The sequence below is a fragment of the Lentilactobacillus kosonis genome, from assembly GCF_003864335.1.
GTDB classification, from domain to species: domain Bacteria; phylum Bacillota; class Bacilli; order Lactobacillales; family Lactobacillaceae; genus Lentilactobacillus; species Lentilactobacillus kosonis.
On the sequence record NZ_BEXA01000001.1, the window covers coordinates 280,644 to 305,944 of the forward strand.

The 25,301-nt window shown below is 39.1% G+C and carries 15 protein-coding genes and 7 pseudogenes; 4 read left to right on the forward strand and 18 right to left on the reverse strand.

The genetic code is table 11. From position 1 onward, the window contains the following. Window positions 1-3: 3 nt before the first annotated feature. The 10 genes and pseudogenes from NBRC111893_RS01520 to ptcA all read right to left on the reverse strand — a co-directional run bounded on the left by NBRC111893_RS01520 (window position 4) and on the right by ptcA (window position 12,029). Window positions 4-1,395 carry a flavocytochrome c gene (locus NBRC111893_RS01520; RefSeq protein ID WP_125007730.1) on the reverse strand — a complete coding sequence of 464 codons (1,392 nt, stop codon included), beginning with the start codon at window positions 1,393-1,395 and terminating at the stop codon, window positions 4-6. A 33-nt stretch (window positions 1,396-1,428) separates the two neighbouring features. Next, window positions 1,429-2,811, reverse strand: coding sequence for a class II fumarate hydratase (locus tag NBRC111893_RS01525; protein ID WP_125007731.1), 1,383 nt, complete (start codon window positions 2,809-2,811; stop codon window positions 1,429-1,431). Between the two features lie 334 nt (window positions 2,812-3,145). Continuing rightward, complete coding sequence (locus tag NBRC111893_RS01530) at window positions 3,146-4,390, reverse strand: chloride channel protein (RefSeq protein ID WP_125007732.1); 1,245 nt, start codon at window positions 4,388-4,390, stop codon at window positions 3,146-3,148. A 195-nt stretch (window positions 4,391-4,585) separates the two neighbouring features. Beyond that, a complete protein-coding gene (gene aroD / locus NBRC111893_RS01535; protein WP_125007733.1) occupies window positions 4,586-5,347 on the reverse strand; it encodes a type I 3-dehydroquinate dehydratase in 762 nt (253 codons plus the stop codon). Window positions 5,348-5,482: 135 nt separating this feature from the next. Beyond that, window positions 5,483-6,267: pseudogene (locus NBRC111893_RS01540) on the reverse strand (MurR/RpiR family transcriptional regulator). 10 nt (window positions 6,268-6,277) lie between these two features. Then, window positions 6,278-7,365 (reverse strand): annotated as a pseudogene (gene aguA / locus NBRC111893_RS01545) (agmatine deiminase). Window positions 7,366-7,492: 127 nt separating this feature from the next. Then, a pseudogene (arcC, locus tag NBRC111893_RS01550) lies at window positions 7,493-8,430 on the reverse strand (carbamate kinase). A 13-nt stretch (window positions 8,431-8,443) separates the two neighbouring features. Beyond that, window positions 8,444-9,539, reverse strand: a pseudogene (gene aguA / locus NBRC111893_RS01555) (agmatine deiminase). Between the two features lie 27 nt (window positions 9,540-9,566). Further along, window positions 9,567-10,955 carry an APC family permease gene (locus NBRC111893_RS01560; RefSeq protein ID WP_125007734.1) on the reverse strand — a complete coding sequence of 463 codons (1,389 nt, stop codon included), beginning with the start codon at window positions 10,953-10,955 and terminating at the stop codon, window positions 9,567-9,569. A 39-nt stretch (window positions 10,956-10,994) separates the two neighbouring features. Next, window positions 10,995-12,029: a putrescine carbamoyltransferase gene (ptcA, locus tag NBRC111893_RS01565; protein ID WP_125007735.1), complete on the reverse strand. Its 1,035-nt coding sequence runs from the start codon at window positions 12,027-12,029 to the stop codon at window positions 10,995-10,997. Between the two features lie 373 nt (window positions 12,030-12,402). Between ptcA and NBRC111893_RS01570 the strand changes: the two genes are divergently transcribed. Next, entirely contained in the window at window positions 12,403-13,335 is a 933-nt protein-coding gene (locus NBRC111893_RS01570) for a nucleoside hydrolase (protein WP_125007736.1), read from the forward strand. A gap of 57 nt (window positions 13,336-13,392) precedes the next feature. On the opposite strand, the gene NBRC111893_RS01575 is transcribed toward NBRC111893_RS01570, so the two are convergent. From NBRC111893_RS01575 to NBRC111893_RS01585, 4 genes are all read right to left on the reverse strand, one after another. After that, window positions 13,393-14,988, reverse strand: a complete 1,596-nt coding sequence (locus tag NBRC111893_RS01575; protein ID WP_369689689.1) for a DNA/RNA helicase domain-containing protein — start codon at window positions 14,986-14,988, stop codon at window positions 13,393-13,395. Continuing rightward, window positions 14,877-15,131, reverse strand: coding sequence for a hypothetical protein (locus tag NBRC111893_RS10940; RefSeq protein WP_225417476.1), 255 nt, complete (start codon window positions 15,129-15,131; stop codon window positions 14,877-14,879). Before NBRC111893_RS10940 ends, NBRC111893_RS01575 begins: the two co-directional genes overlap by 112 nt. Before the next feature lie 34 nt (window positions 15,132-15,165). Beyond that, window positions 15,166-15,417 carry a hypothetical protein gene (locus NBRC111893_RS01580; protein WP_125007737.1) on the reverse strand — a complete coding sequence of 84 codons (252 nt, stop codon included), beginning with the start codon at window positions 15,415-15,417 and terminating at the stop codon, window positions 15,166-15,168. 238 nt (window positions 15,418-15,655) lie between these two features. After that, a complete protein-coding gene (locus NBRC111893_RS01585; RefSeq protein ID WP_160114425.1) occupies window positions 15,656-16,177 on the reverse strand; it encodes a flavodoxin domain-containing protein in 522 nt (173 codons plus the stop codon). A gap of 178 nt (window positions 16,178-16,355) precedes the next feature. Between NBRC111893_RS01585 and NBRC111893_RS01590 the strand changes: the two are divergent. After that, window positions 16,356-17,724, forward strand: a pseudogene (locus tag NBRC111893_RS01590) (MFS transporter). Between the two features lie 117 nt (window positions 17,725-17,841). Here the strand turns inward: NBRC111893_RS01590 and NBRC111893_RS01595 are convergent. From NBRC111893_RS01595 to NBRC111893_RS01605, 3 genes and pseudogenes are all read right to left on the reverse strand, one after another. Then, window positions 17,842-19,418: pseudogene (locus NBRC111893_RS01595) on the reverse strand (Nramp family divalent metal transporter). 223 nt (window positions 19,419-19,641) lie between these two features. Continuing rightward, window positions 19,642-21,312 carry a glycoside hydrolase family 13 protein gene (locus NBRC111893_RS01600; RefSeq protein ID WP_125007739.1) on the reverse strand — a complete coding sequence of 557 codons (1,671 nt, stop codon included), beginning with the start codon at window positions 21,310-21,312 and terminating at the stop codon, window positions 19,642-19,644. Window position 21,313: 1 nt separating this feature from the next. Then, a pseudogene (locus NBRC111893_RS01605) lies at window positions 21,314-22,712 on the reverse strand (SLC45 family MFS transporter). A 167-nt stretch (window positions 22,713-22,879) separates the two neighbouring features. On the opposite strand from NBRC111893_RS01605, the gene NBRC111893_RS01610 reads away from it, so the two are divergent. Beyond that, window positions 22,880-23,875: a LacI family DNA-binding transcriptional regulator gene (locus NBRC111893_RS01610; protein WP_125007740.1), complete on the forward strand. Its 996-nt coding sequence runs from the start codon at window positions 22,880-22,882 to the stop codon at window positions 23,873-23,875. A 46-nt stretch (window positions 23,876-23,921) separates the two neighbouring features. On the opposite strand, the gene NBRC111893_RS01615 is transcribed toward NBRC111893_RS01610, so the two are convergent. After that, window positions 23,922-24,563 carry an SDR family oxidoreductase gene (locus NBRC111893_RS01615; protein ID WP_125007741.1) on the reverse strand — a complete coding sequence of 214 codons (642 nt, stop codon included), beginning with the start codon at window positions 24,561-24,563 and terminating at the stop codon, window positions 23,922-23,924. Between the two features lie 172 nt (window positions 24,564-24,735). Here NBRC111893_RS01615 and dhaS point away from each other — a divergent pair, with 172 nt between their 5' ends. Further along, complete coding sequence (gene dhaS / locus NBRC111893_RS01620) at window positions 24,736-25,299, forward strand: dihydroxyacetone kinase transcriptional activator DhaS (RefSeq protein WP_230402925.1); 564 nt, start codon at window positions 24,736-24,738, stop codon at window positions 25,297-25,299. Window positions 25,300-25,301: the final 2 nt, after the last annotated feature.

Below are 25,301 nucleotides of genomic sequence, written 5' to 3' on the forward strand. Positions count from 1 at the left end.
CTATTACTTCAAGTAGTTGAATACTTGTTGCCCTGCTTGACGTCCGAAGATAACCGTCTCAGCAATTGAGTTACCACCAATTCGGTTATTACCATGTAGACCACCAACGATTTCACCACAGGCATATAAACCTGGGATGACCTGGTTATCATCAGTCAATACTTCAGTTTCTTTGTTAATACCAACACCACCCATTGTGTAATGAACCGCGGGTGCAATATGAATGGTTGAGAATGGTCCTTCTTCCATTTGACGGTCCATCCCAGTCGTCCGACCAAACTCATTATCATTTTGATCAGCAACCGCTTGGTTCCAAGTAGCAACGGTTTCAACTAATTGATCCGCATTTAAGCCAGTGGTTTCAGCAACTGCTTTGACGGTATCGGCACTCTTCACTAAGCCAATTGAATCGTAAAAATCAATGGCCTTAGCCCGGTCACGAACTTCTTGACCAAATACCAAGTAAGCTCCGCCTTCATTAAGGTCATCAATGGCGTTAGAAACTACCTTTCGTGTACTCAACTCATTAACAAATCGCTTACCAGCTTTGTTAACGAGAATGGCCCCTTCACCACGAACGGCCTCCCCAATTAGGTAAGTATGATCGAAATCTTGTTGAACGGTTGGATGAACTTGAATTTGATCCATATCAACCACTTTAGCGCCAAGGGCTTCGGCCAATCGGATTCCATCCCCCGTTGCACCGTCTTGGTTAGTGGTCTTGTAACCTTTAAGGTCAGGACGATACTTAGCCAACATTTCTTGGTTAGCGCCAAAACCGCCGGCAGCCAATACAATTGCTTTAGTAGCAATATGTTTTGGTCCACCATTAGCCATAACTTTCATGCCAGAAATTTTGCCATCGGCATCTTTTTCTAGCTCAGTCACTTTAGTCCCCGCAAACAATGGAATGCCTAACTTTTGCACTTGCTTCAATAATTCTGTCACCAAGAAGGCCCCGATTGGAGCTAATGATGCAGGACGATGGGTTCTCATCTTGCTCATCCCCCCGGTGATAGTAATATCATCCAAATGAATATCGTGATCAGCTAGCCAATCAATTGATAGTGCTGCGTGATCAGCAAAGTATCTTAGCAACTCGGTGTTGTTCATCTTGCCGCCACCGACATATGTTTCATCATAAAATTCTTGGAAGCTATCAACCACATGGTGTTTAAGTTGAACCAGAGTTTCAGCAGCGTTCATTCCTGAAGATGCTCGAGTAGAGTTACCACCCAACTTGTCCATCTTTTCTAAGATAATTGGGTTTAGTCCCAATTCCTTTGCTTGAATAGCAGTAGTCATTCCAGCAGCACCAGAACCAATCACTACTAAGTCGTAGTTTGCTTGTAATTCGCTAACATCGGTTAGCTTAAATCTAAATTTTTCTGCCATTTTCGTTATCTCCTAATCGATAAACCTAAAGGATTACTTGTCGTAATTGGTCATGTTGATTGGCACAACCCATTCGTCGAATTGTTCTTCAGTAAGCTTACCTGACTTCAACGCAGCTTCTTTCAACGTAGTACCATCTTTTTGAGCTTGTTGAGCAATCACGGCACTTTCGTGGTAACCAATATGTGGTGACAATGCAGTAACTGTCATCAATGAGTTATCAACTAATTCAGCCATTCGATCAGCGTTAACCGTCATTCCAGCAATCATGCGGTCAGCAAAGCCCATTTCAGTACCAGCTAACAATTCAGCTGATTCTAAGAAAGCACTGATTAACACTGGTTTGTAAACATTCATCTCAAAGTTACCTTGGCTTGATGCAATATCAACTGTCACATCGTTACCCATTACTCGAGCAGCAGCCATCGTAATAGCTTCAGCTTGAGTCGGGTTAACCTTACCTGGCATGATTGATGAACCTGGTTCATTAGCAGGTAAGTTCAATTCACCATATCCAGCACGAGGACCACTACCCAAGAAACGAACATCGTTAGCAATCTTCATCAAATCACTAGCCAATGTTTTGAAAGCCCCGTGAACTACGTTTAATCCTGAATGATGTGACAGACCGTAAAACTTGTTTGAATCTGAAGTGAATTCAATGCCATAAATGGCACTCATCTTTTCAGCAATAATCTTTGAGAAGTGAGGAGCAGCATTTAGGCCGGTACCAACAGCAGTTCCACCCATCGCAAGTTCACGAAGAGTTGGTGCTAATTGATTTAAGTATTCTAAGTCATGTTCCAACGCACTCTTCCAGCCACTTACTTCTTGACCAAATGTCAATGGCACAGCGTCTTGAAGGTGGGTTCGGCCGATTTTAACAACGTCCCAGTATGCTTTTTGTTTTTTATCTAATTCATCGATTAAATGTTGAGTTGCTGATTTCAAGTTTTCAACTGCCACAGCAGCAGTAATGTTCATGGCTGTTGGGAAGATATCGTTAGAGCTTTGACCATGGTTAACATCATCGTTAGGCAAGATTTCAATATCAGGATTGATTTTAGCAGCCATGTGAGCAACCACTTCGTTAGTGTTCATATTAGTTTGAGTTCCTGAACCAGTTTGGTAAATTACCAATGGAAAATCTTTACGAATATCTTCGTCATCAAGAGCAAGTAACTCATCGATAGCTTGAATAATTAAGTCAGCTTTTTCAGGAGCAATTGCATTTTCTTCCTTGTTAGCTTGCGCAGCAGCTTTCTTAATTTGGAGTAATGCTTTGATCATTTCAAGCGGCATCTTTGAGCCCGCTTGGAAGTTGTTCCGACTACGTTCAGTTTGAGCACCCCAAAGTGCATCAACGGGGATTTGTACGGGACCTAATGTGTCTTCTTCAGTACGATATTCTGTCATAATGATTCCTCCTAAATTTAGGAAAATTAGTCTAGTTTTATTTACTTGCCAAATGATATATTTCACAAGCCGGTATAGTCAAATTTATGTCATTTAATAAATTTTATTTATACCGCTTTTAATGCTTTGGCAGCAATATATTGGCACGATTTTATTATCAAGCATCATTTATTTAAAAATATTTATGGTTAATTTTTATTCGCTTAATTGATCACGTTTTCACAGCTTTTATACATATCAAACTAAAAAGTTATTAGTTAATCGCACACGTCACCACAAAAATAACTCTAAATCATTTATTGATTTAGAGTTATTAATTCATTTACATAATAGATTATTTTTTCAAAACTAATTTTGAAGAATATACGGCCAAACATGCCCCTAATGCTAACGGTAGTATGGCAGAGTAATTCAAATGGCACACTTCAAAAATCATAAATGTGGCCATTAATGGTGCTTGCTGAGAAGCAGCTAGCAATGACGCTGCCCCTAACAAACCGATTTCCCAGATTGGCACTCCAGGAGCTAAATAATTAATTAATAGTCCAAATGTCACCCCAACAACCGCTCCAATTGCGATCGATGGCGTTAGCGTTCCGCCAGATGCGCCTGCCCGTAATGATAGAACTGTCATTACGGCCTTGATAACCGCACCAATCAACAAAACTTGGATGATAAACTTAGGATCAGTAGCTGAAAATGCGGTTTGGGCTAATGGTCGTCCGTTTCCCATGACTTCAGGGAACGCAATGGCGACGAGTCCCGTCAGCAATCCTACTAATGGTAATTGCCACAGAATTCGATTGTCACGAGCTTGATGAGCATTAGCATATTGAAATAGCTTTCTGAATAACGCACCAAGAATTCCACAAATTGGTCCAATTACCAGTACTGCCAAGGTACTAATAAGTGAAAAGTTACTATGACCAACGCCATAGTACGGATGGAATCCTTTAATGGTCGATCCCACCAGCATGGCTTCGATTGACATCGTCAAACTCACGATAATTGCTCGCTGATCAATTCTTTTTAGTAATAACTCTAAGCTAAACATCATTCCCGTAATCGGAGCAATATACACCCCAGCAAATCCAGCCCCTGCAGCTGCCGCAATCAGCAATCGTCGGTCATCATTAGACAATTCAATTTTACTAATTCTGCCAAATAATCTCTGCCAGATTTGCGAAACCACCGCTCCCAATTCTCTAGGGGCTAATTCACGGCCAACTGATCCACCAGTTGCCACAAAGAAAATTTGAGTAAAGACATGCACAACCGTTGTTGCTAATGGCATCTGTTCACCATCAATTACTTTGCCGATTGAAACTGTCGGCTTCATTTTAGTTCTAATAATCCACCAGACAATCGCCGCTATAATCCCGCCAACGATTAGGGAAGTCGCTCTGGTGACTGGACCTGCCGGCCATGCAACGGGGTGCCATGTTGATTCATGAAAGTGTAAAAACACGCCTTCAATCAATTCATAAAATAGGCCTAACAGTACTGATCCTAAACCAACTAGCCCGCCCAACACGACTGTCGAGATTGCCAGCGCTATATTTTCCTTACTCTTAATCATATTTAATATTCCTCAATATTTATTGCTCATGCTAGCCAATAATCCTTTTTATTGATTACCAACTATTTTTTAACTGACCTTCCATTTTAGTCCATTCCCATAATACATAACGATTAACTATTCCGCAATTCATGTTTAAAAGGCCAAAAGAAAACCCGGTTATCTTTAAGCAGATAACCGAGCGATTTTTACTAACTAGTCTAATCGTAAATCATTCAAAGATTTTCTTACCTCATCAATCGACATTTGTCCCGGAGCAGAAGCTTCTCCAACCGTTGTAAAACTTAAGGCTGAACCAAACAATTCACCACTAATTCTAGAAATCTTGCCCAAGTCCCCCATTGCCATCGTGACAATTGGTTGATTAAGGGCAGCCTGAGCGTGATCAGTTGCTGCAAGCAATGTCAGCACGTCGTCAACATTGGTGGGCATGACAGCGATTTTCAAAACATCTGCGCCTAGCTTTTGCATTGTGGCTAACCGAGAAATAATTTCTGCTTCGACTGGAGTTTGTTCAAAATCATGATTGCTCATCACAACAATTTTATCATGCTGATGGATTTCAGTGACTACAGCCATCACGGCTTGCGGATCATGAAACATTTCGACATCAACAGCGTCAGCGAACTTGCTCTTAGCCAATTCGAGGCAAATATCAAAATACCGTTCATCGGTGAGCGGTAACTCACCACCTTCAGTTCGCGTTCTGAAGGTCACTAATAATGCGATACCATTTAAAATGCGTACTAGCTTCTCCCCAACTGATTGCAGGCGTTTTACGTCGGTAACCTCCTTAAAGAAATCAATTCGCCACTCAACTATATCTGGATGTTTAGCCACAATGGTTTGCGATTGTTCAAGAATGTCAGTTTCTGTTTTACCCGTAATTGGCACAGCTACTTTGGGTCGTCCTTCACCTAGTGTGATGTTTTTAATTTTAATTGGGTTGGTTGTCATGTTAGGCTCCATTCAAGGTTTTAAGTTTTTTATCTTAAAGATTTCAACACTAATATTACCATGCTAATAAATATAAAATTAGAGTTAATTAAAAACTACACTTATTGTATTATAAGTGTACGCCATTAGTGAACTTTATCTTTGATTCTTTCGATAATCCCTAAATTGATATAGCAACAATTCCATAATCACAATCATCGATACGTGGGAGGTGATCTCAACATTTCGATCACTGATTTCATCAGAAAATACGTATAAATTATAATCGCTGAGATTCTGGATGCTATTATTATTAGCTCCTGTGACAGACACCAGTGAAGCATATTCGCATTGACTTTTAATTACCTGAATAAGACTAATTAATTCTTGATCATTTCCTGAGTAGTTAAATACAAATACAATATCATCCTTAGCAATGTTTCGGTAAGCAAGTTTTCGTTGCTCAAAATTCTTGGGAAAACCACTAAAAATCCCTCTAACGTATACAAATATTCTACATATTCAGCTGCATACTTGCTAAATCCCTTCGCATATATAAATATTTTAGGTTTATTTAGCATTAATTCACACAGTGAATCCAACTTATGATCATCTAGTACCCTAACTGTTTCGTCAATGTTCTTAAGATATTCTGAACGGTAATCCGATTGTTGCATATCAAAAGTTGCTGTCGCAGCTGGCTTTGATTGATCATTAAGGACGGTATATTTTATGACCGTGGTAAATTCACTGTAACCTGAAAAACCAACTTTACGGACAAAACGTAAAAATGTCGTCGTCGAAACAAAACAAGCCGCGGCAACTTCACGAATATTTTGATTATGAATTTCATTCATATGCTTGATAACATAATCTAAGATTTCATACTCATTTTTGGTTAATTTTTCAATATTTGGATTAATAATTTCGAAAAAGTTCATACTACTCCCCTTATTTTGGAATGCTGGCTACAATCGAATGAATATTACCTCCACCAAGCAATAATTCACGACAATAAATCGGAATAATTTTACGATCTGGAAATAGTTTACTAAATTTATGAATCGCCACATCATCTTGATCATCATGAAAGATTGGTAAGATAACTGCCCCGTTAACCAAATAAAAATTAACGTACGATGCAACTAAGCGGTCCCCAGCATATCTAGGTAACAACCCATTAACTGGATCAACGCCATTGCTTTCTTCATCCGTTGCAAACATTGGGGCTGGAATTTGAATTTTATGAATTATAAATCTTTTACCATTAGCATCCGTCTCTCGTTCTAGAATCTCTAAAGCTTGATGAGATATTCGATATTGAGGATCATTCTGGTCATCCGTCCAGGTTAGTACAACTTCCCCAGGTTTAATAAATCTAACCATATTATCAATATCACCATTAGTTTCATCCATGTAGTAACCTTGTTCAATCCAAATGATTTTTCTTACACTCAAATAATCCATTAACAATGCTTCAACCGCTGTCTTATCAACAATGCCATTTCTTCCTTCGGATAATGCAGATTCTTCAGTTAGAATTAATGTTCCTTGACCATCAGTAATGTAACCACAGCCTTCCAGTACAAAGTCAGTATGGTAATAATCGATACGGTTAAGTTCGCACACCTTGCGAGAAACTAAGTTATCTTGGTCCCATGGAAAATATAGACCATCAAATAGACCGCCCCAAGCATTAAATTCCCAATCAACAGCCCTGACATCATCACCATTCTTTAAAAAAGTCGGGCTAATATCTCTAAAAAAAGCATCATTATAACTCATTTCTAATACTCTAACGCTAGTATCTGCAAAGACACTTGCGGTATGTAAATACTGCTCTTGGTTAACCAACATGGTAACTGGTTCAAACTGACTAATTTTTTAGCGATTTCTGCATAAGTCTTTTGAGCCGGCTTACCACCTTCACGCCAATTGTCAGGTCTCGTGGGCCACAACATATATGACTCTTCATGTTTGGACCATTCTGGCAATAATTTGTAGTCATCTTGCTTTGGTACTACCCCTTCAATCTTCATCTGAATCACCCCGTTGTTATATTTATAATACCATCAACAATGCAAAATAAACGTATAATTATGCAAAAAGAAGAATCAGATTTAAAGAAATCCGATTTCTTCTTATAATACTCTTGCTTGAGTTTTATTAATTTGCTCGAATTACCGTGCCTTCAGTTCCCTTAATAATATTTTTAACATCTTTAAGGTCACCGATTACCGCTGGATTTCCAGTTGCATTTACAAAATTAACCGCGGCCTGAACCTTTGGTAGCATACTCCCCTTTGCAAATTCATCATCAGCAATATGCTTTTCGAGTTCACCAGCTGTAACATCATGAAGTTCAACTTCATCTGGCTTGCCAAAGTTATAAAAGATACCTCCGCCTGATGTTAGAATGATCAACTTGTCAGCATCAACCAGCTGAGCAATTTTGCGGCACTGAAATCTTTATCAATTACGGCTTCCTGACCAACTAACTTACCATCTTGGCGTACAACTGGGATACCACCGCCACCCGAAACAATAGGGACGATTCCCGCATCAACGACTGTTTTGATTGCGGAGTATTCATTGATTTCAACTGGTTTGGGTGAAGGAACAACTCGGCGATAACCACGACCAGCATCCTCCATCAAGTTCCAATCTGGATGTTCAGCTTTAATATCGGCAACTTGAACTTCATCATAGAATGGACCAATTGGTTTAGAAGGATTAGCAAATGCTGGATCATCGGCATCAACGATGGTTTGGGTAATAACGGTCATTACATCCTTATTAATACCTCGTTTAGTTAATTCTTCCTTCATGGCGTTTTGGAACCAGTATCCAATACTTCCTTGAGTCATTGCACCGCATGTATCCAAAGGCATTGCCGGATTAGCAGGCGTATCGACGGCAATTTGTTGCAACAACAGGTTACCAACTTGAGGACCATTACCGTGGGTAATAATCAGTTGATCGCCATTTTCAATAAAGTTAACTAACTGTTCAACGGTTGATCCGACCGCTTTTCTTTGGGCTTCGGCAGAGGCATCCTTTGAAAGGATTGCATTTCCGCCTAAAGCAACAACGACTTTTGCCATATCTAATACACTCCTATTTACCTAGTGGAACTTGTTGGGTAATGCAGTGAATATTTCCACCACCGAGTAAGATTTCTCTGGCATAAACTCCAACAATTTCACGGTCTGGGTATAATCTTTGCAATGTTTCCTTAGCTTTTTCATCCATTGGATCATTAAACATTGGGAAAATAATTGCGCCATTAGCGGTGTAATAGTTAACGTAACTTGCAGCTAGCCGATCGCCTTCTTGACGTGGCAAAGTACCATCGACAGCGTCACGCCTTCGCTTTCTTCTTTAGTGATTAGAACAGGCTTTGGAACATAGATTTTTCAACTTGAATCTTACGACCCTTAGCATCAGTTGCATTTGATAAGATGTCATAATTTTCTTTTGAAATAGCATATTGAGGATCGTTCTCATCGTCTGTCCATGCAAGGGCAACAACACCTGGGCGAACGAAGTTAGCAATGTTATCAACGTGCCCGTTGGTTTCATCATGGTAAATTCCATTCTTCAGCCAGATAACCTTATCAAGGTTCAAGTATTCTTTAAGAACACTTTCGATTTGGTCTTTAGAAAGTTGTGAGTTACGGCCTTCTGATAAGAGACATTCTTCAGTGGTGATCAAAGTTCCTTCACCATCAACGTGAATCGAACCACCTTCAAGGATGAAGTCATCCAAGCGATAACGATCAGCATGTTCTAATTCAGTAACCTTTTGAGCAACGCGGTCATCCTTATCCCATGGGAAGTATAGTCCATCAACTAATCCACCCCAGGCGTTGAATGTCCAGTCAACCCCACGAATATCGCCAGCATCGTTAACAACAAACGATGGACCACAGTCACGAATCCATGAATCATCATTTGAAATTTCAACGACTTCAACTTCATCAGGTAATAAGTGACGAGCATTTTCATACTGGTCATCCGAAACCCCAACCGTAACATGTTCAAATTTTGAAATAGCCTTAGCAACATTTACAAAGGTATGTTGAGCAGGTTTGCCGCCGTTACGCCAGTTATCTGGTCGTTCTGGCCAAAGGATGTAAACACCCTTATGTGGTTCGAACTCGCCAGGCATTCTAAAGCCATCTTTTTTAGGAGATGATTGTAATGATTTCATATTCAGACACTCCTTTAATTTTTAAAATTAGTATTTAGTATTCTTTTTTTCTTCATCCGTTCTAGTATCATGCCGTTCTGCATAATGAATACAAATCTCGCCAATGATCATAGTAACCACCGTTCCAATCAGAATTGGCATCTTACCATTAACTTCTGAGGCTGAGCCATTCAATGGAATTGCGGTAAAGATCAAGGCAATTACCAATAGAGCAACTGGAATCCAAGTCATACAATTGATCAAGAACTTGTTACCAGGAACTTTAAATGGTCGTTCAGTCTTAGCATCATCTTTTCTAAGCTTCCAAAATGCTGGGAACATTAGAATATAAGAACACAGAAGTGCAACCACGTTCAATGAGAAGAATGCCCAGAATAAATCTTGGTTAGGAAGTAATGGTGCAACTACAACCAATACTGCTGCAATAATTCCGTTAATAACCGTTGCCCCGGTAGGCATGCCAGTCTTCTTATTTTCTCTACCAAACACTGCTGGTAGATCATGGTTCTTAGCAGCGTATGAAGCAACATAGTTAACTCCGGCTGACCAAGAAATTAGGTTGGCAGCTAAAGTATACATGAACAATATTGCAATCACGATGACGAACCAGTTATGTTGACCAATAAGAAGTAAGATTGAATCCATTAATCCAGCTGATGCTGATAACTTGTCTGCTGGAATGGCAACTCCCATACCAAACGCTCCAAAGATATAGAAGAAGGCAATCAGAATTCCACCAAAGATAATGGCTTGGGGAATTTGTTTCTTAGGGTTAGGCATATCACTAGCCATCGTGGTAACCACTTCAAATCCGAGGAAGTTAAACAAGATAACTGAGATATAGCTTAAACTCTTTAAATTGAAACTAGGTAGCATTGTTTTAACTGTAAATTCACTTGCGACCCCTTTAGTAACAGCCACGTAAATTCCTAGAATCCCTAAACTCATGATAATGATGATCTTAGCAATCGCTGCTAAGTTCAAAATCCACTTACTATCAGCGACTGGGTAACAACAAATCACTGAAATTACCCCAATGAATATTAATTGAATGATGACGCTAGTCCAGGTTCCCAGATGAACTTGGAACGCTTGATCAATCACTCCTGTGAACAATACAGCCAAACTGGCCATCCAGATTGGGAAGTTAACCCAGTAAAGCCAGGCAGCACGGCCGCCCCACTTTTTACCAAAAGCTTTTCTTACCCAATCATATATTCCGCCATCACCATCATACGTGGTACCTAACTCCGCAGAGATAAGTCCGTATGGCAAGAAGAATAGCAACAATAGTAATATCCACCAGAAGAATTGCGATGGCCCAATCGCTGCTGCAGGGGCGACCGATTCAACAACCAGTACGACTACGACAGCCATTAAGACCGCGTCAAACAGTCTAAATTTTTTCTTTTCCATTATTTTCCACCCCTAGTTGAGAAATCGAATCGCCTCACATTAGAATGTGGAGTTATCTACTCTATCCAAAATCATTTGTTTCAATGTTGGATCGTTGAAGCCGTCTAATTGAGCTTCAGTGTAATTCATGCTAGGAATCATCAAGTAAACTAAGAGAGCTCTGATTGAAGTCAAACGGTTTTCAGCTTGGTCCCAAGCAATTGAAGCTGGTGAATCAATAACACTATCGGTAACTTCTTCACCACGGTTAGCTGGTAGACAGTGCATGAACATTGCGTGAGGAGCAGCCTTAGCCATTAATTCATCGTTAACTTGGTATTTAGGGAAGAAGATCTTCATCCGTTCGTCGTATGAAAGTGGTGATTCGTATAGTCCGTACCATACGTCGGTGTAAACAAAATCAGCACCCTTCATAGCTTCGTCAGCGTCTTCAGTGATAAGAATCTTTGAACCTGATTTTTCAGCGTTCTTCTTAGCGATAGCTAATTGAGCTTCTGGCACTTGGTAACCCTTAGGTCCAAATTGAACGAAGTCCATTCCCATCTTAGTAGCCATGAACATCATTGATACACAAACCTGAGTTGCGTCACCAACGAAGACAACTTTACAATCACTTAGACGTTTACCTGAAGGTAAGTGTTCTGCCATTGTGGTAATATCACCCATTTCTTGAGTTGGGTGATTGTAGTCACTCATACCATTAAGAACTGGAACCGTTGATGTTTGAGCAAGCTTTTCAACAGTTGAATGTTTAGCAACTCGAGCCATTAAAATATCAGTTAAGCGTGAAAGAACGATTGCTGTGTCACCTAATGATTCACTTTCAGCACTACCTAAGTGAATTTGGCCTGGGGCTAAGTATTGAGCATGGCCACCTAATTGAGTCATTGCAGTCTCGAATGATACCCGAGTTCTAGTTGATGATTCTTCGAAGATCATTCCCAAAGTTCTGTGTGAAAGCAAGTCTGGGTAGTTACCATCTTTGATATCTTTTTTGATTTGGATACCTAATTTGATGATGTATTGGATTTCTTCTTTAGTATATTCGTTAGTATCAATGTAATCGCGTTTCATAATTGCACTCTCCTGTGATTTTTATTTTGTCTCATCAGAAATTCTCGAGTATTTCTTTATGGCTTAAATATAAATCATGTAAGCGCTAAACACCAGTTATATCAACGCTTTTGACGCTTTATTGAGGCACTCGTACTTTGTTCCATTTGCCGGAACATGTTCCACTTTCCTACTACACTACCGGATAAACTACCAGATAATGAAAAAAGCCCGACCATTTTGAGATGGGCTTGGAGTGAGGCTTGTGAGTTTTGTTACATGGAAAATGTCGTGGCAAACGATGCGTACGTTAAGATAATTTCCACCATTATTGTTCGCGTTTATTATAAAAATACGATATAATTACGTTAATAAAAGAACTGGAGGTATCATTTTGCAAACTATCTACTTTAATCACGACGGTAACGTTGACGACCTAGTTTCATTACTACTCCTACTTCAATTCCCAGACACTAACATCATTGGGGTCAGTGCAGTTGGCGCAGACTCCTATGTTGAGCCTTCCGTGTCAGCATCTCGTAAGATCATTGATTTGTTCGGTCACCAGAGCAATCTCGAAGTGGCAATGTCTAACTCCCGACCTGTTAATCAATTTCCAAAAGAGTGGCGGTTAAGCACCTTTTCCTTCGATGATTTTCCAATCCTTAATGAATCTGGCAAAGTCACTACTCCACAAGCTGATAAGCCAGCGCATTTAGATATGCTGGAGAAGATTAAAGCCAGTGATGAAAAGGTCACAGTCGTGATGACCGGTCCCCTAACTGACTTAGCCCGGGCAATCGAGGTTGACCCAACCATTACTGATAACATTGCCGAACTTTACTGGATGGGTGGCTCAATGACCACGGATGGGAACGTTGCTGAACCTGGGCATGATGGTTCAGCTGAATGGAACGCCTTTTGGGATCCAGAAGCTGTCAAAACTGTCTGGGATTCTGATATCAAAATTACCGTGGTTAGTCTAGATAGCACCAATCAGGTACCACTAACTCCAGAACTACGAAGCCGATGGGCTAAACAACGCCAATATCCCGCCATTGATTTGATTGGCATGGGGTATTCACTGGTTCATTCATTTGAGGCGAACTCAACTTACTATCTATGGGATGTCTTAACCACCCTAGTTAGCAAATACCCAGAATTAGTTGAATCTAAGCAAATCATTACTGACGTCATTGTCGATGGCCCTTCCGCCGGGAAAACTTACATCACCGAAAATGGTCGCGAAGTGACCTTTGTCACAAGCGTTCATGCGGATGAATTCTTTGATAAAATTGATGAATTGGCGAAGAGGGCGACGGAATAAAATCACATATAAAAATGGCCTCAACTTAAATGTTGAGGTCATTTTATATGTGCATAGTCATTTAGCAGCATTTTCCAATGCTTCTCTCAACTGATTATCCACAGCATAAATATAAAGCCCGTTAACTCCACGAGTCATTAGAACGTTTAGTTCGTTAGGTAATAACTTATCGTAAACCGTTATCTTCTTGCCATCATCCATAGTTCTATTACGAGTCGCATGCTCATTATAACTTTCACCCGGATCAAAGATTATTTGACCATTTCGATACTTAACTGAAGGACCGATAATTAAACCACAGTAATTTAAATCAAAACCTTGAATAGTATAAGTGGAACCAATTTCATTAATAGTTTGAGGCTGCTCTGCCCATGGCAGCTCTGTAACCTTTCTACCAGGCAGCTTCACCACTGGGAGTTGCAAATTCCATGGTAATGAAATATCACCAGCATCAACCATCCAATAACTACCTTCCTCAGGAGATCTATTTCCTTTAAATTCCCAATCAAAGGTAGCAACCATTCTAGACAATCCGTCACTACCATCTCTTGATTTAATTTTAATTTGATCATACATTTCCTTAGCATCGTCAAATATCTTTAAATCATATTTCGCATCCTCAGGAACCTTATTAATCATTCGATTATCAACTATATTTCTAATCCATTGAATTGTATCCTCATTGGCATTCATTCTCATTTGATTGGTTAATTGAATTAGATTCCCTTGATTTTTGGCTTTTCTTCTCAATCGCTGAATCGATTTTGAATCCATATATCCTTCAGTTTTAAGAATTTGCTTAGGATCAAAAACCGCAATCACAATTTTGGCTCTATCCATTACATCTTCAAGTTGGTTTTTACCTCGATACGCTTGTTTTCCTTGTGTCCACAAAAGATGGGCCTCATCAATCAATACCACGTCAGCTTTGTTATCGACACTATGTTTATTGATGAAGCGCGTTGGTTTTAAAACAGTTTGCTTATTGTTCTTCATCATACCAAGCTTCTTGGCAATATCTTCGTAGACCTTAAGCTGTTCATCGTGATTAACGATTAGATAGTTGTTTAAATTATCTATTTCAGGGCTAACAACATTAGATTTCAATTGGCTTAATTGATAAAAGAGTGTACTAAGCAACACGGTCTTTCCGGAACCCGCTTCACCCTCTACCAAAATCAATTGTCCAACCTTATTTTCATTTAAGGCATCAATAACATGATCTATTATATCTTCTCGGGCCGACTCTTGCTGACTGGTTAACTGATGAAACGGTGATGCTTTGAATATCGCTGAATCTTCAATAATCGATTGTACTGGAAATAAATCTTCATCATACTTTTGCAGGTTAAGCCATGCCTTAGAGAAAATACCATCCATTTCATCAGCAGTATAATATTCATCCTGTTGATTTTCCCGACGATTATTTATTTTTTTAACTTGTGGCACACTTGTCATGTAAAGCATCATCTTATTTTCAATATCAAGAGTTAATGACTTATTAAAGTGATCATGACCTATAACAAACATCTCAGCGTTATTTACATTTGACAACTCCTGCCAATCATCCCTAGACTCATGAAGATGTTGGAGTGTTCGACGTTCAATATTATTGGTTTCCCCAACATATACTTCATAACCACCCGAGTTAATTTTGAGAATACGATATAAACCGTAGGAAATTTGACTAGTAGCTTAAACTCTCTCTCATCGCCAGCTATGCTTTCAGTGAGTTCTTTGAATGCCTTGCTAGTATAATCAACTTTTTTAATTACCGGAGATATATTATTCTTCAAAAATAAAACCCCTTATTAGAATTTCAGCTTACAATTATTTTTCAAATCCACAAAGTCTATAATGATGAGCTCTTGCCCAATGGATTGTTACATGTCTTTCATATCCTGCATTATTTAATCCACGGCAATTTCTGCTAAAATGATACTTTTTTCCATAATGTGGAGCAATCCAGACATATGTTGTTCTAGCATGACTATCTACTGGTGGCACTAAAATTGCACTACCTGCTGTCTGTATTGTAAAGACCATCCCTATTAATATTACTGCCCTCTTCAATTTATTCATTTCAATTTCCTCCCAAAATTATATATTCATTAGAAATGAGTAATTTATGTATCAACTCATTATACATGAATTGGTAAACAGAAAAAGATATTCTTAATAATTTGCGTACATTCTTTAATAAAATCAGTTTGTATAAAATTAGTAAATTTCAGGCTCTATCATTAAAAAATACGCCAGGAAATCTGCGCCTTAACGCATCCTTCACTAGCATATTTTTGTTATCACTAATCGAATATATTCAGTTACTTGTCACATACTTCACCAACGGCTCTATCGATTCCTGATCCGTATAATCAATATTATTACCACTAATATCTTTAATGACCTTTTCAACTGCATTTAACTCACTGGTTGATTTCTTAGCCACACTCTTCCGTAGTATCTTAAGCAGATTTCGATGAATGAAACCAAGTTCATCCGCTTTCAATCCACCTCTGAAATGAAAAACTGCTTGGGGGCGACTAGGCGAGTTAGCAAAGGCTCTATCAATGATTGGCGAATCGTCCATCGTGGTTGAATCAGTTAGACCAACGGTGAAAACCACTAGTCGTTTACAAGGATTCTTAGCAACCAAATCAATTCCATTAATCATGCTTGCATAGATACTTCCGCCGTAAATGATTGTTTCATACTGATTCAACGTCGCTGCTTTGGCAGTTTTTTGCTCAATCAAATCTGCACGAAGCTTCGCAGCAATCCACTCTGCGTATTGTTTTGTATGACCATACGTTGATTTATAAATAACCGCAATCTTATTCATCGTTCGTCCTCCTATTCTCATCAGAATACCAAAACCGAATAATTTTAGCCAAAATAAAAACCAATGACATCCATAAGAACTCACTTTGAAAAGTAAACAGCTAAAAATTATTTTTCATTTTATATGAAAACGTTTACAATAAAACCGTGCCAAATATATTTCTGGGGAGGAATGAGCCATGTTTAATTTTTTAAAGGCGTCACCAGACGCTAAAGAACGGGTACCAGCAGATCAAGTTCCAAAAGTATATAAACGAAAGCAACTCGGCGTAATCTTTGCCACCAGTCTGACTTACATTAGCTATTATATTATTCGTTTGATCTTCACGACTGAACAGGCACCGATTATGAAGGAATATGGCTTCACCATTGGACAAATTGGGTTGATTTTATCAACATTTGGGATTGGTTACGGAATTTCTAAGCTATTTATGGGGGCATTATCCGATAAATCCAACACCAAGATTTTCTTGGCAACTGGTTTATATCTTTCAAGTATTTTAAATGCGATTCTTGGATTCACCCGCGACTTTGGGTAATTCTTGGATTGATGCTATTGATTTCAGTCACCCAAGCTGCTGGAGCTCCTGCCTGTCAGCGGGAAATCAACTTATGGTTCTCTAAGAAACACCGTGGAACAATGTACGCCATTTGGTCATCAGCCCATAATGCCGGCGCTTTTGTCTGTGTGGCTTGCGTCCAACTCGCAACCTTCTTATTCTCAGGTTCGCTAACCGCAGTCTTCTTAACTGCTTCAGTTATTTCAGCAATTATTGCGACATTAATGTTATTGATCAATTCAGAACGACCTGAAACTGAAGGCTTGCCAAACATGGCGGAATACTCTGGTGAAGTTGAACTAACTGAATCAGGGAAATCAACCGCCAAGGATGTCACCACTGAATCGACTTGGAACATTTTTGTTCATGATATCTTGATGAACAAGTCGTCTGGGCGGTTACATTAACTTCAATGTCACTTTACCTAGTTCGATATGGGGTTATGAGCTGGATTCCTGGCTACTTGCCTACCAAAGGATTTTCTGAGGATTGGGCAAAATGGTTAGTCGGAATCTTTGAACTAGCTGCTGTTCCTGGCGTAATTATCATGGGTGCCATTTCTGATGCATTGAAAGGTCGCCGAGCATTAGTTTGTTTCATCTGTTTATTAGGAATGATTGCTTGTCTGGTCACTTACTTCACCAGTACTAGTCAAGCAGTAATTGTAACTGTCCTATTCATCTTAGGATCATTAATCTACGCACCATTAACCTTAGTTGGTCTAATGGTTAACGAAGCGGTCCCTAACTACGCGGTTGGCTTTTCAACCGGATTTATGGGCTTCTTCCAATACGTATTTGGTGAAACTGCTGCTACTGCTTTAATCGGTAACTTAGTTGCCAAGTACGGCTGGGTCGCATCATCATCAACGATTTATGTTGCGGCGGGAATTGCCTTTGTTCTCTTAGTTTACTTACTATTCAAGGAACGTAAAATTATCGCAATGGAAGAAAAGGCAACTGCAGAAAAATCAGGAACAACTGATTAAGCTAATGCCAAAAAGAGGTCCAAATCATAAATGATTTGGGACCTCTTTTTTATGTCAGGCGGACATATATTTTTAAAACATGGTTCACAGTTCCATAAAATAAATATTCAATTCTGATTAGTCCCCAGCATTTTGAGCTGCAACTTCAAGATCGAATTTTTTATTGCTCTTGTGCAAATCGTAAACAGTCCATGCCAACAAAGCAAGAATCAAAGCGATTAACACATAGGCAATTACATTAGCCAAATCAATTTCTGCAGCGGTTGGATTAGCGCCAAAGAACGCTTGAATGGCATCTGGCAAGCCCTTCATGTTCAACGCAGTTAATGCAATCACCGAGACCCACCCCAAACATTGATGATTCTTGAGTTCTTAAAGCGTTCTCCCATCTCCTGAGCCGAGTTGGTCATCATTAACAATGGCAACATTGAGAATGGTAACGCAAACGCTAAGAAGACCTGCGAATTATTCATCAGATTATTGATGGCTTCGTGTTGTTGAATCGGTGATCGACCACCGGTCATCATTACACAAATCAACACTGGAATCACTGAAATTAACCGGGTAATTAGTCTTCGTAACCATAGTGGCATCTTCATATGAATAAAACCTTCCATGATAACTTGTCCAGTTAAGGTTCCAGTAATGGTTGAATTTTGTCCTGACGCCAACAAAGCCACTGCAAATAATACTGATAAAATTCCCGATTTAGCAACTTGAATTAAAATTCCGTTGCTTAAAACTGAAGTATCTGATAAAGCTTCAAACAAGCCAAAGAATGAGGGGTCTTTAACCGCCCCACTCTTAAAGACAGCCACTCCCATAATTAGAAGTAGTGAATTAACAACAAACGCAAATGATAACTGAATGTTAGAATCCCAAGTTGTAAAACGAACGGTTCTAGCAACGTCCTCTTCATCAGAATGGTCAACTTTTCTAGTTTGCGAAATCGCCGAGTGTAAATAGAGATTATGAGGCATCACCGTGGCCCCGATAATTCCTAGGGCCCCGCTTAGCGGATTCATTCCACCGATTTCAGGACTACCAGCAAATGTTTTGCCAGTAGGAGCCAAACCGGTGAACACTCCTAACCAATCAGGATTTGAAAGGGCTACTTGGTATACAAACACAAACAAAATCACTAAAATCAAGCAAACAACAATTGCTTCAATCTTTCTAAATCCAATCTTAGTCAATAATAGCAATAATAATACATCAAGGACGGTAATAAAAACCGCATATACTAATGGGATATGGAATAAAAGATATAACGCAATCGCTGCCCCGATAACTTCAGCGATATCGGTTGCCATGATTGCTAATTCGGTCAAGATCCATAAAACAATTCCCAAGGCCTTACTTGTTCTAGCACGAATTGCTTGTGCTAAATCCATTTGAGTCACAATGCCCAGTTTAGCCGCCATGTATTGTAACAGCATTGCAATTAAACTCGACATTAAGATCACAGACATTAGTAAGTATTGGAAATTTTGTCCCCCTGTAATTGATGTTGACCAATTACCTGGATCCATATATCCAACAGCGACTAATGCACCCGGCCCAGAATACATAAATAATGTTTTCCAGAATCCTTTTCCCTTTGGTACCTCAACTGTACCGTTAATTTCTTCCAAAGAGCGACCATTTGCGTATTCAATTAAATGATGTTTCTTCGGAGTTTTTTGGTTATCCATAAATGGAGTCCTCCTTCGTTGGACGAGATGGTCCGCCTGAACATCCTTAACAAGGATATCATCATTCAAGTCGAATTATAACCCCCCAAATGCCCACAAACGGGCATTTTAAGATTGTTATGTGGCTATATTTATCTATGTATAAGCAATGGAAACGATTGCCCGTTTCCAATAAAAAAACAATCGCACTCTGAACTTTCGTTTCATGCGATTGCAAAATTAATTATTTAAATAAATATGCTCTAGTTTCATATGGTCGGAAATTATCAGCCTGATCTGCATAATTACTAATAAGCAACTCATCAGCATTCGCTTGACCATAGTCCCGACTAACTTCCTTAGCGGTAAAGTTACTAATGACCAACAGTGTTTGACCGTTATAATGACGTTTATAAGCAAAGACTTCAATGTCATCAGAGTCCAGCAATTCATAAGTTCCATACCGAATCAATTCACTATTATGGCGAAGTTTAATTAGTTTTTGATAATAATAGTAAACCGAGTCTTTATCTTCAAGTGCCCTTTTAACATTAATTTCAGGATAGTTTGGATTCAATTGATACCATGGGGTGGCATCCGTAAAGCCGGCATTTTTGCCGTCATCCCATTGCATTGGGGTTCTAGCATTATCCCGTGAGCGATCTGCTATCCATTTCATAAATTGATCAGGATCAACAATATGTTGAGTATCCACAACATCATGATACATATTTAGAACTTCCAAGTCTTCATATTCTGACACCTTAGCAAAGTGATTGTTTGTCATTCCAATCTCTTCGCCTTCATAAACAAATGGAGTCCCTTGCATGAAATGCAAAGTAGTTCCAATCATCTTGGCAGCTCTGACTCGATACTCTGGATCATCAGTAGCAAATCTTGACACTGCTCTCGGTTGATCATGATTGTTCCAGTAAAGACTATTCCAGCCCTTACCATCTAGTTTTTCCTGCCAAACTGACAAGGCTTGCTTTAATTCAGGCAACTTAATCTTCTCATCACTAAATTTTCCAAAACGGGGATCTTTGTTAGGTGACAAATTAACATGCTGGAATTGGAAAACCATGTTCAATTCAGTACCTTCCAAATTCGTGTATTGCATAGCGTCCTCTGGCGTAGAACCAGGCATTTCACCGACCGTCATCATGTCGTATTTTGATAGTACCTCTTGATTCATCTCTTGCAGAAATTCATTAAGTCGTGGTCCATCAGCAACTATTGGTTCAACATTCCCATATCTACCACCTTCAGGAACTTTTGCATCAGGTAAACCGATTGGTTTAGAAATTAAGTTAATAACATCCATTCTGAAGCCATTGACCCCTTTATCAAGCCAGAACTTCATGAGTTTATAAATTTGTTGGCGGACCTCAGGATTTTCCCAATTCAAATCTGGTTGTTCCTTAGCAAATAAGTGTAAGTAGTACTGTCCGCGTTCTGGAACGAATGTCCAAGCTGAACCGCTGAAGTATGAACCCCAGTTATTTGGTGCATGGCCATCGACCGGATCACGCCAAATATAATAATCAGAATATGGATTATCCTTAGATTTCTTACTTTCTTGGAACCATTTATGTTGATCAGAAGTATGGTTGACCACCAGATCCATCAATAATTTCATTCCATGAGCATGAATATCAGCTAATAGATTATTGAAATCTTCCATCGTCCCATAATCAGGATTAATACTTTCATAGTCAGCAATATCATACCCATTATCAATATTTGGTGATTTATAAATTGGATTTAACCATAAAACGTCCACGCCCAAATCTTTTAGATATGGTAGTCGTTGGCGAATTCCATTTAAATCACCAATTCCATCATGATTACTATCCTGAAAACTCATTGGATAAATTTGATAAATTACCGAATCTTTAAACCAAGTTGATGTCATGTTATTTTGCCTCCATAGATTTTTTATCGAATGATGAATGAATTAGGTTAACTGATAGTGACGCAAATACTAGTGATATCCCAGCAACTAACAACATTGCAGGCATTGAATGGCCCACTAATGGGAAAATCGCAAAACTCGCAAGTGATGCCACAATTTGTGGCAAACAGATACTACAGTTAAACAATCCCAAGTAAGTTCCTTCATTCTTACCATCGAGTGACTCAGTTAATAGTGAGAACGGTTGGGTATTCATAGTTAAATTATTAACCCCAATCAAGATAAACGAAAGGATTAATAACCATTGGCTGTGAATAAAGAAGATTGAGATAAACCCAACGGCACCAACAAGTGCGCCCACTTTATACCAAAGTTTTCGTTGTTCAGGACGCGATCTAGCTAACAAAACACCAAAGAATACAGATGCGACAGACTGAATACAAAATAGTACTCCATACCAATTTCCAGCAGCTTGATAACCAGCTGATGAAGCATCTGAAGTGTTCCAGACATTCTGAGCAATGGCCCCGGTTGAGTACGTCCAAAGATACATCACCGCAAACCATTCGAAAAATTGGACCACTGCGATTTCCCAGAACGATTTAGGCGCCGTTTTTAATAATTCAATAAATCCAGGCGCTTTTGCTTGGTCTTCTGGATCAAGGCCGTGATATTCAGCGTATTTAATTGGGTCATATTCGTGAACTGAAAATACTGTATATAGTGATGATAATAATAGAATAATTGCAGCAGCATAGTAAGAAATCTTAACTGTCAGAGGCACTTCACCTTTTGGTGCGGTATTAGCAACACCGAACATCGTTAGTAAGAATGGTGCAATTGTCGCAACCACACCACCAAGGTTGGAAAACGATTGTTGCCATGACCAAGCCATATCCTTTTGATCTTCGTTAACCATATCTCCAATAATCATCTTGTATGGCTGCATACATGCATTCGAAGTTAAATCCATGAATAACGTGGCGATTGCCCCAAACATTAAGGCCGCAATTGAACCATAGCCAAATCCAAATGACCCAGCATTAGGCAGTAAAATTAAGACAATTGCCCCAATCGGTCCAGAAATTAATAGGTACGGCATTCGTCGGCCGTACTTGGTCCAAGTCTTATCCGAATATTTACCGATCAATGGTTGGATAATCATCCCTGCTAATGGTGGCATAATAAAAAACCAACCTAAGTTATTAGGATTAGCTCCGAGTGTTTGAAAATCCGTCCCATTTGCGATGATTGAAGTGAAAAGGCCATGTTAACTCCAAAAAATCCAAACGTTAATGCAAAATCGTCGATAAGTGCAGCTGAGGTAATTTATGCGTAATTGGTTCGCTTTGAACAACTTCGCTATCAATTGCTTCACCCGACACATTTTTGTTAATCATATTTGTCCCCCCCCTAAAATAATTACATTGGTTTCATTACCATCAATTTATCATCTTTTGTAAACGTTTACAATAGTTAATATTCAGCAACACAAAACGTTTACAATTTATCAAAGCGTTTTAAGTGTGATAAACTAAGGCTATCCAGAAATTACGAGGTCGTTATCATGAAAGCAACAATTAAAGATATTGCCAAGCGAACAAACTTGTCCGTTGCCACTGTCTCTCGAATCCTTAATAACAAAACTGGCTTTTACTCAGAAAAATCAGCCGTCAAAGTCCATCAGGCCGCTAAGGACCTTGGATACCAAAAGAATACTAACGCTGTTGAGCTCGTTACTCAATCCAGCAAAGTTGTAGCAGTAATTATTTCTTCTGCCAAAACTAATTTTGCTGATCAAATTATTGATGGTATTCAAGAAGTAGCCCTTTCAAAGGGTTTAAATGTCATCTTCTTATACGCTGGTGAAGACGATGCAGACATCCAATATAAAGCTTTAGTCACCGCAATTGAACGTTCAGTCATGGGAATTGTCATGGTGGCCGTTGAGCTAAACGGACATAATTTAGACTACTTACAACAGTCACAAATTCCTTATATCATGCTATCAACGCCCCACAGCCCTAAAGGATCAGTTTATATCACTACCGATAACTACCAATTAGGATACCGCGCAACTGAATTTTTAATTGAAAAGGGTCATGAGAAAATTGCCTTGGTTGGCAACGATTTATCCGACATTGGAACTGATCGATTACGAGGATACAAAGATGCCTTAGAGCAGCATAATCTGTCGTTTAATCCAGATTTTATCGTAACTGGTAATTTTACTTACGAAGATGGAGTCCTTGCAGTAAACCAGCTATGCCAAGCCAAACCACAAGTCACTGCCTTAATCGGTGGTAGTGATATGACGGCCATTGGAATGATCAATCAAGCAAGAGATTTGGGTTTAGCCGTTCCTGACAATCTATCGGTAATGAGTTTAGACGGCACTAAGCTCACTAAAATCTACCGGCCTAGTATTACCTCAACGGTTCAACCATTTAATGAAATTGGCAAACGGGGAATGCAACAACTAATTAGCGAGAAATCTGGTCCCCACCAATCTCAACTAATGACATTTAATATCTACGAAGGTGAAAGTACCCGTAAAATATAAAAAAGCTGGCCACTAAGGGTGGTCAGCTTTTTTATAGATCTATTTATTAATAAAAACTTGGTTTGTCACCATCAGTATTAGGCTGGTTAACACCAATTGAATGACGAACTTCCTGACTAGGATCTTGAATTAACTTCACAACGACGTCAGCAATACTCTTACGAGATACTTCGGTACCTTTGAATGGTTCACCTTTTTCAGTAAATTCATAACTGACAATGTCCTTATTTGATAACCATGCTGGTCGAATAATTGTGTAATCCAAATCTGAACCTTCAATTACCTTAGCTGCTGCAGCATAGGTCTCCAAGTAGCCACCATCAAGCATTTGATGGTTCCACTTACCATAATTACCAGGAACTTCGTCATAGATTCCAAGAGTTGAAATCCAAACTAAACGTTTAACACTACTTGCGTCCATTGCGGCAACAACTGTCTTAGCTTGATCCTCAATATTAGAACCAGATAGATTAGCGTAAACCACGTCTACCCCATTCATTGCGGCTTTGAGGGCTTCCTTATCGGTTGAATCCCCATCAATAATGTTTTGGCGGCTGCTATCAGTGGCAGTCATCCGACTAGCATTTCTTAGAAATAAGTTCATTGAGAAGTCGGTGTTAGCTAATAATTCTTCTTCAGCTAACCGAGCAATTTTACCATTGGCACCTAAAATTAATACTTTAGTCATAGATAATCATTCCCCTTTCTAATTTACAAGATAAGTATAGTGCTAATAAATTAAAAAAATAACGGACAATCACCGACATCTGTCCTAAATAATTTAACGTCGGAATCATCGACATTCCACCAGAATTTATTTAAAATGGTAGTAGACTAACTAAAGGGAAGTGACGTTAATTTTGACAAAGCAACGGATTGCCAATGCAACTAAGCAATTGGTGCTAACTAAACCTTTCAATCAAATATCGGTAACTAACATAATGCAAACCGCACACCTGCGCCGTCAAACATTCTATGACTTCTTCCACGACAAGTACGACGTTCTTCAATGGGTATACCAAACCGAAGTTCAAGAGGCCGTTTCTAAGTGTACCGAATTTAAGACTTGGCCTGAAACGGTAGTTAAGATGCTAACATACTTCAATGATAATCGAGAATTTTATCAACGAGTAATTCAAATCGATGAACAAAATGCTCCTGAACAAATCATTCAAGCTCACATTGAAGATATGATTAACGAAATTTTAGCTGATATGGCCAACCAAAAGCACATCGCCGTCAATACTGACTATTGTCAGTTTGTCCAAGAGATGTTGAGTGCATCCCTAGTCGTTCGGTTAAAAAGCTTCTTAAATAACAATCACCATGACCTCGTTAATGAAGCCAATCAAATTCAATATTATCTTGAAGATGAAATCAATGGCTTATTATTACGACTAGGTCAACCAGTTAAAGTAAACTAAAA

Bases quoted from the DNA above. Each gene is read 5' to 3' on its own strand.
- NBRC111893_RS01520 (WP_125007730.1), bottom strand. From the start codon at position 1,395: ATGGCAGAAAAATTTAGATTTAAGCTAACCGATGTTAGCGAATTACAA.
- NBRC111893_RS01525 (WP_125007731.1), bottom strand. From the start codon at position 2,811: ATGACAGAATATCGTACTGAAGAAGACACATTAGGTCCCGTACAAATC.
- NBRC111893_RS01530 (WP_125007732.1), bottom strand. From the start codon at position 4,390: ATGATTAAGAGTAAGGAAAATATAGCGCTGGCAATCTCGACAGTCGTG.
- aroD (WP_125007733.1), bottom strand. From the start codon at position 5,347: ATGACAACCAACCCAATTAAAATTAAAAACATCACACTAGGTGAAGGA.
- NBRC111893_RS01560 (WP_125007734.1), bottom strand. From the start codon at position 10,955: ATGGAAAAGAAAAAATTTAGACTGTTTGACGCGGTCTTAATGGCTGTC.
- ptcA (WP_125007735.1), bottom strand. From the start codon at position 12,029: ATGAAACGCGATTACATTGATACTAACGAATATACTAAAGAAGAAATC.
- NBRC111893_RS01580 (WP_125007737.1), bottom strand. From the start codon at position 15,417: ATGAATAAATTGAAGAGGGCAGTAATATTAATAGGGATGGTCTTTACA.
- NBRC111893_RS01585 (WP_160114425.1), bottom strand. From the start codon at position 16,177: ATGAATAAGATTGCGGTTATTTATAAATCAACGTATGGTCATACAAAA.
- NBRC111893_RS01600 (WP_125007739.1), bottom strand. From the start codon at position 21,312: ATGACATCAACTTGGTTTAAAGATTCGGTAATTTATCAAATTTATCCA.
- NBRC111893_RS01610 (WP_125007740.1), top strand. From the start codon at position 22,880: ATGAAAGCAACAATTAAAGATATTGCCAAGCGAACAAACTTGTCCGTT.
- NBRC111893_RS01615 (WP_125007741.1), bottom strand. From the start codon at position 24,563: ATGACTAAAGTATTAATTTTAGGTGCCAATGGTAAAATTGCTCGGTTA.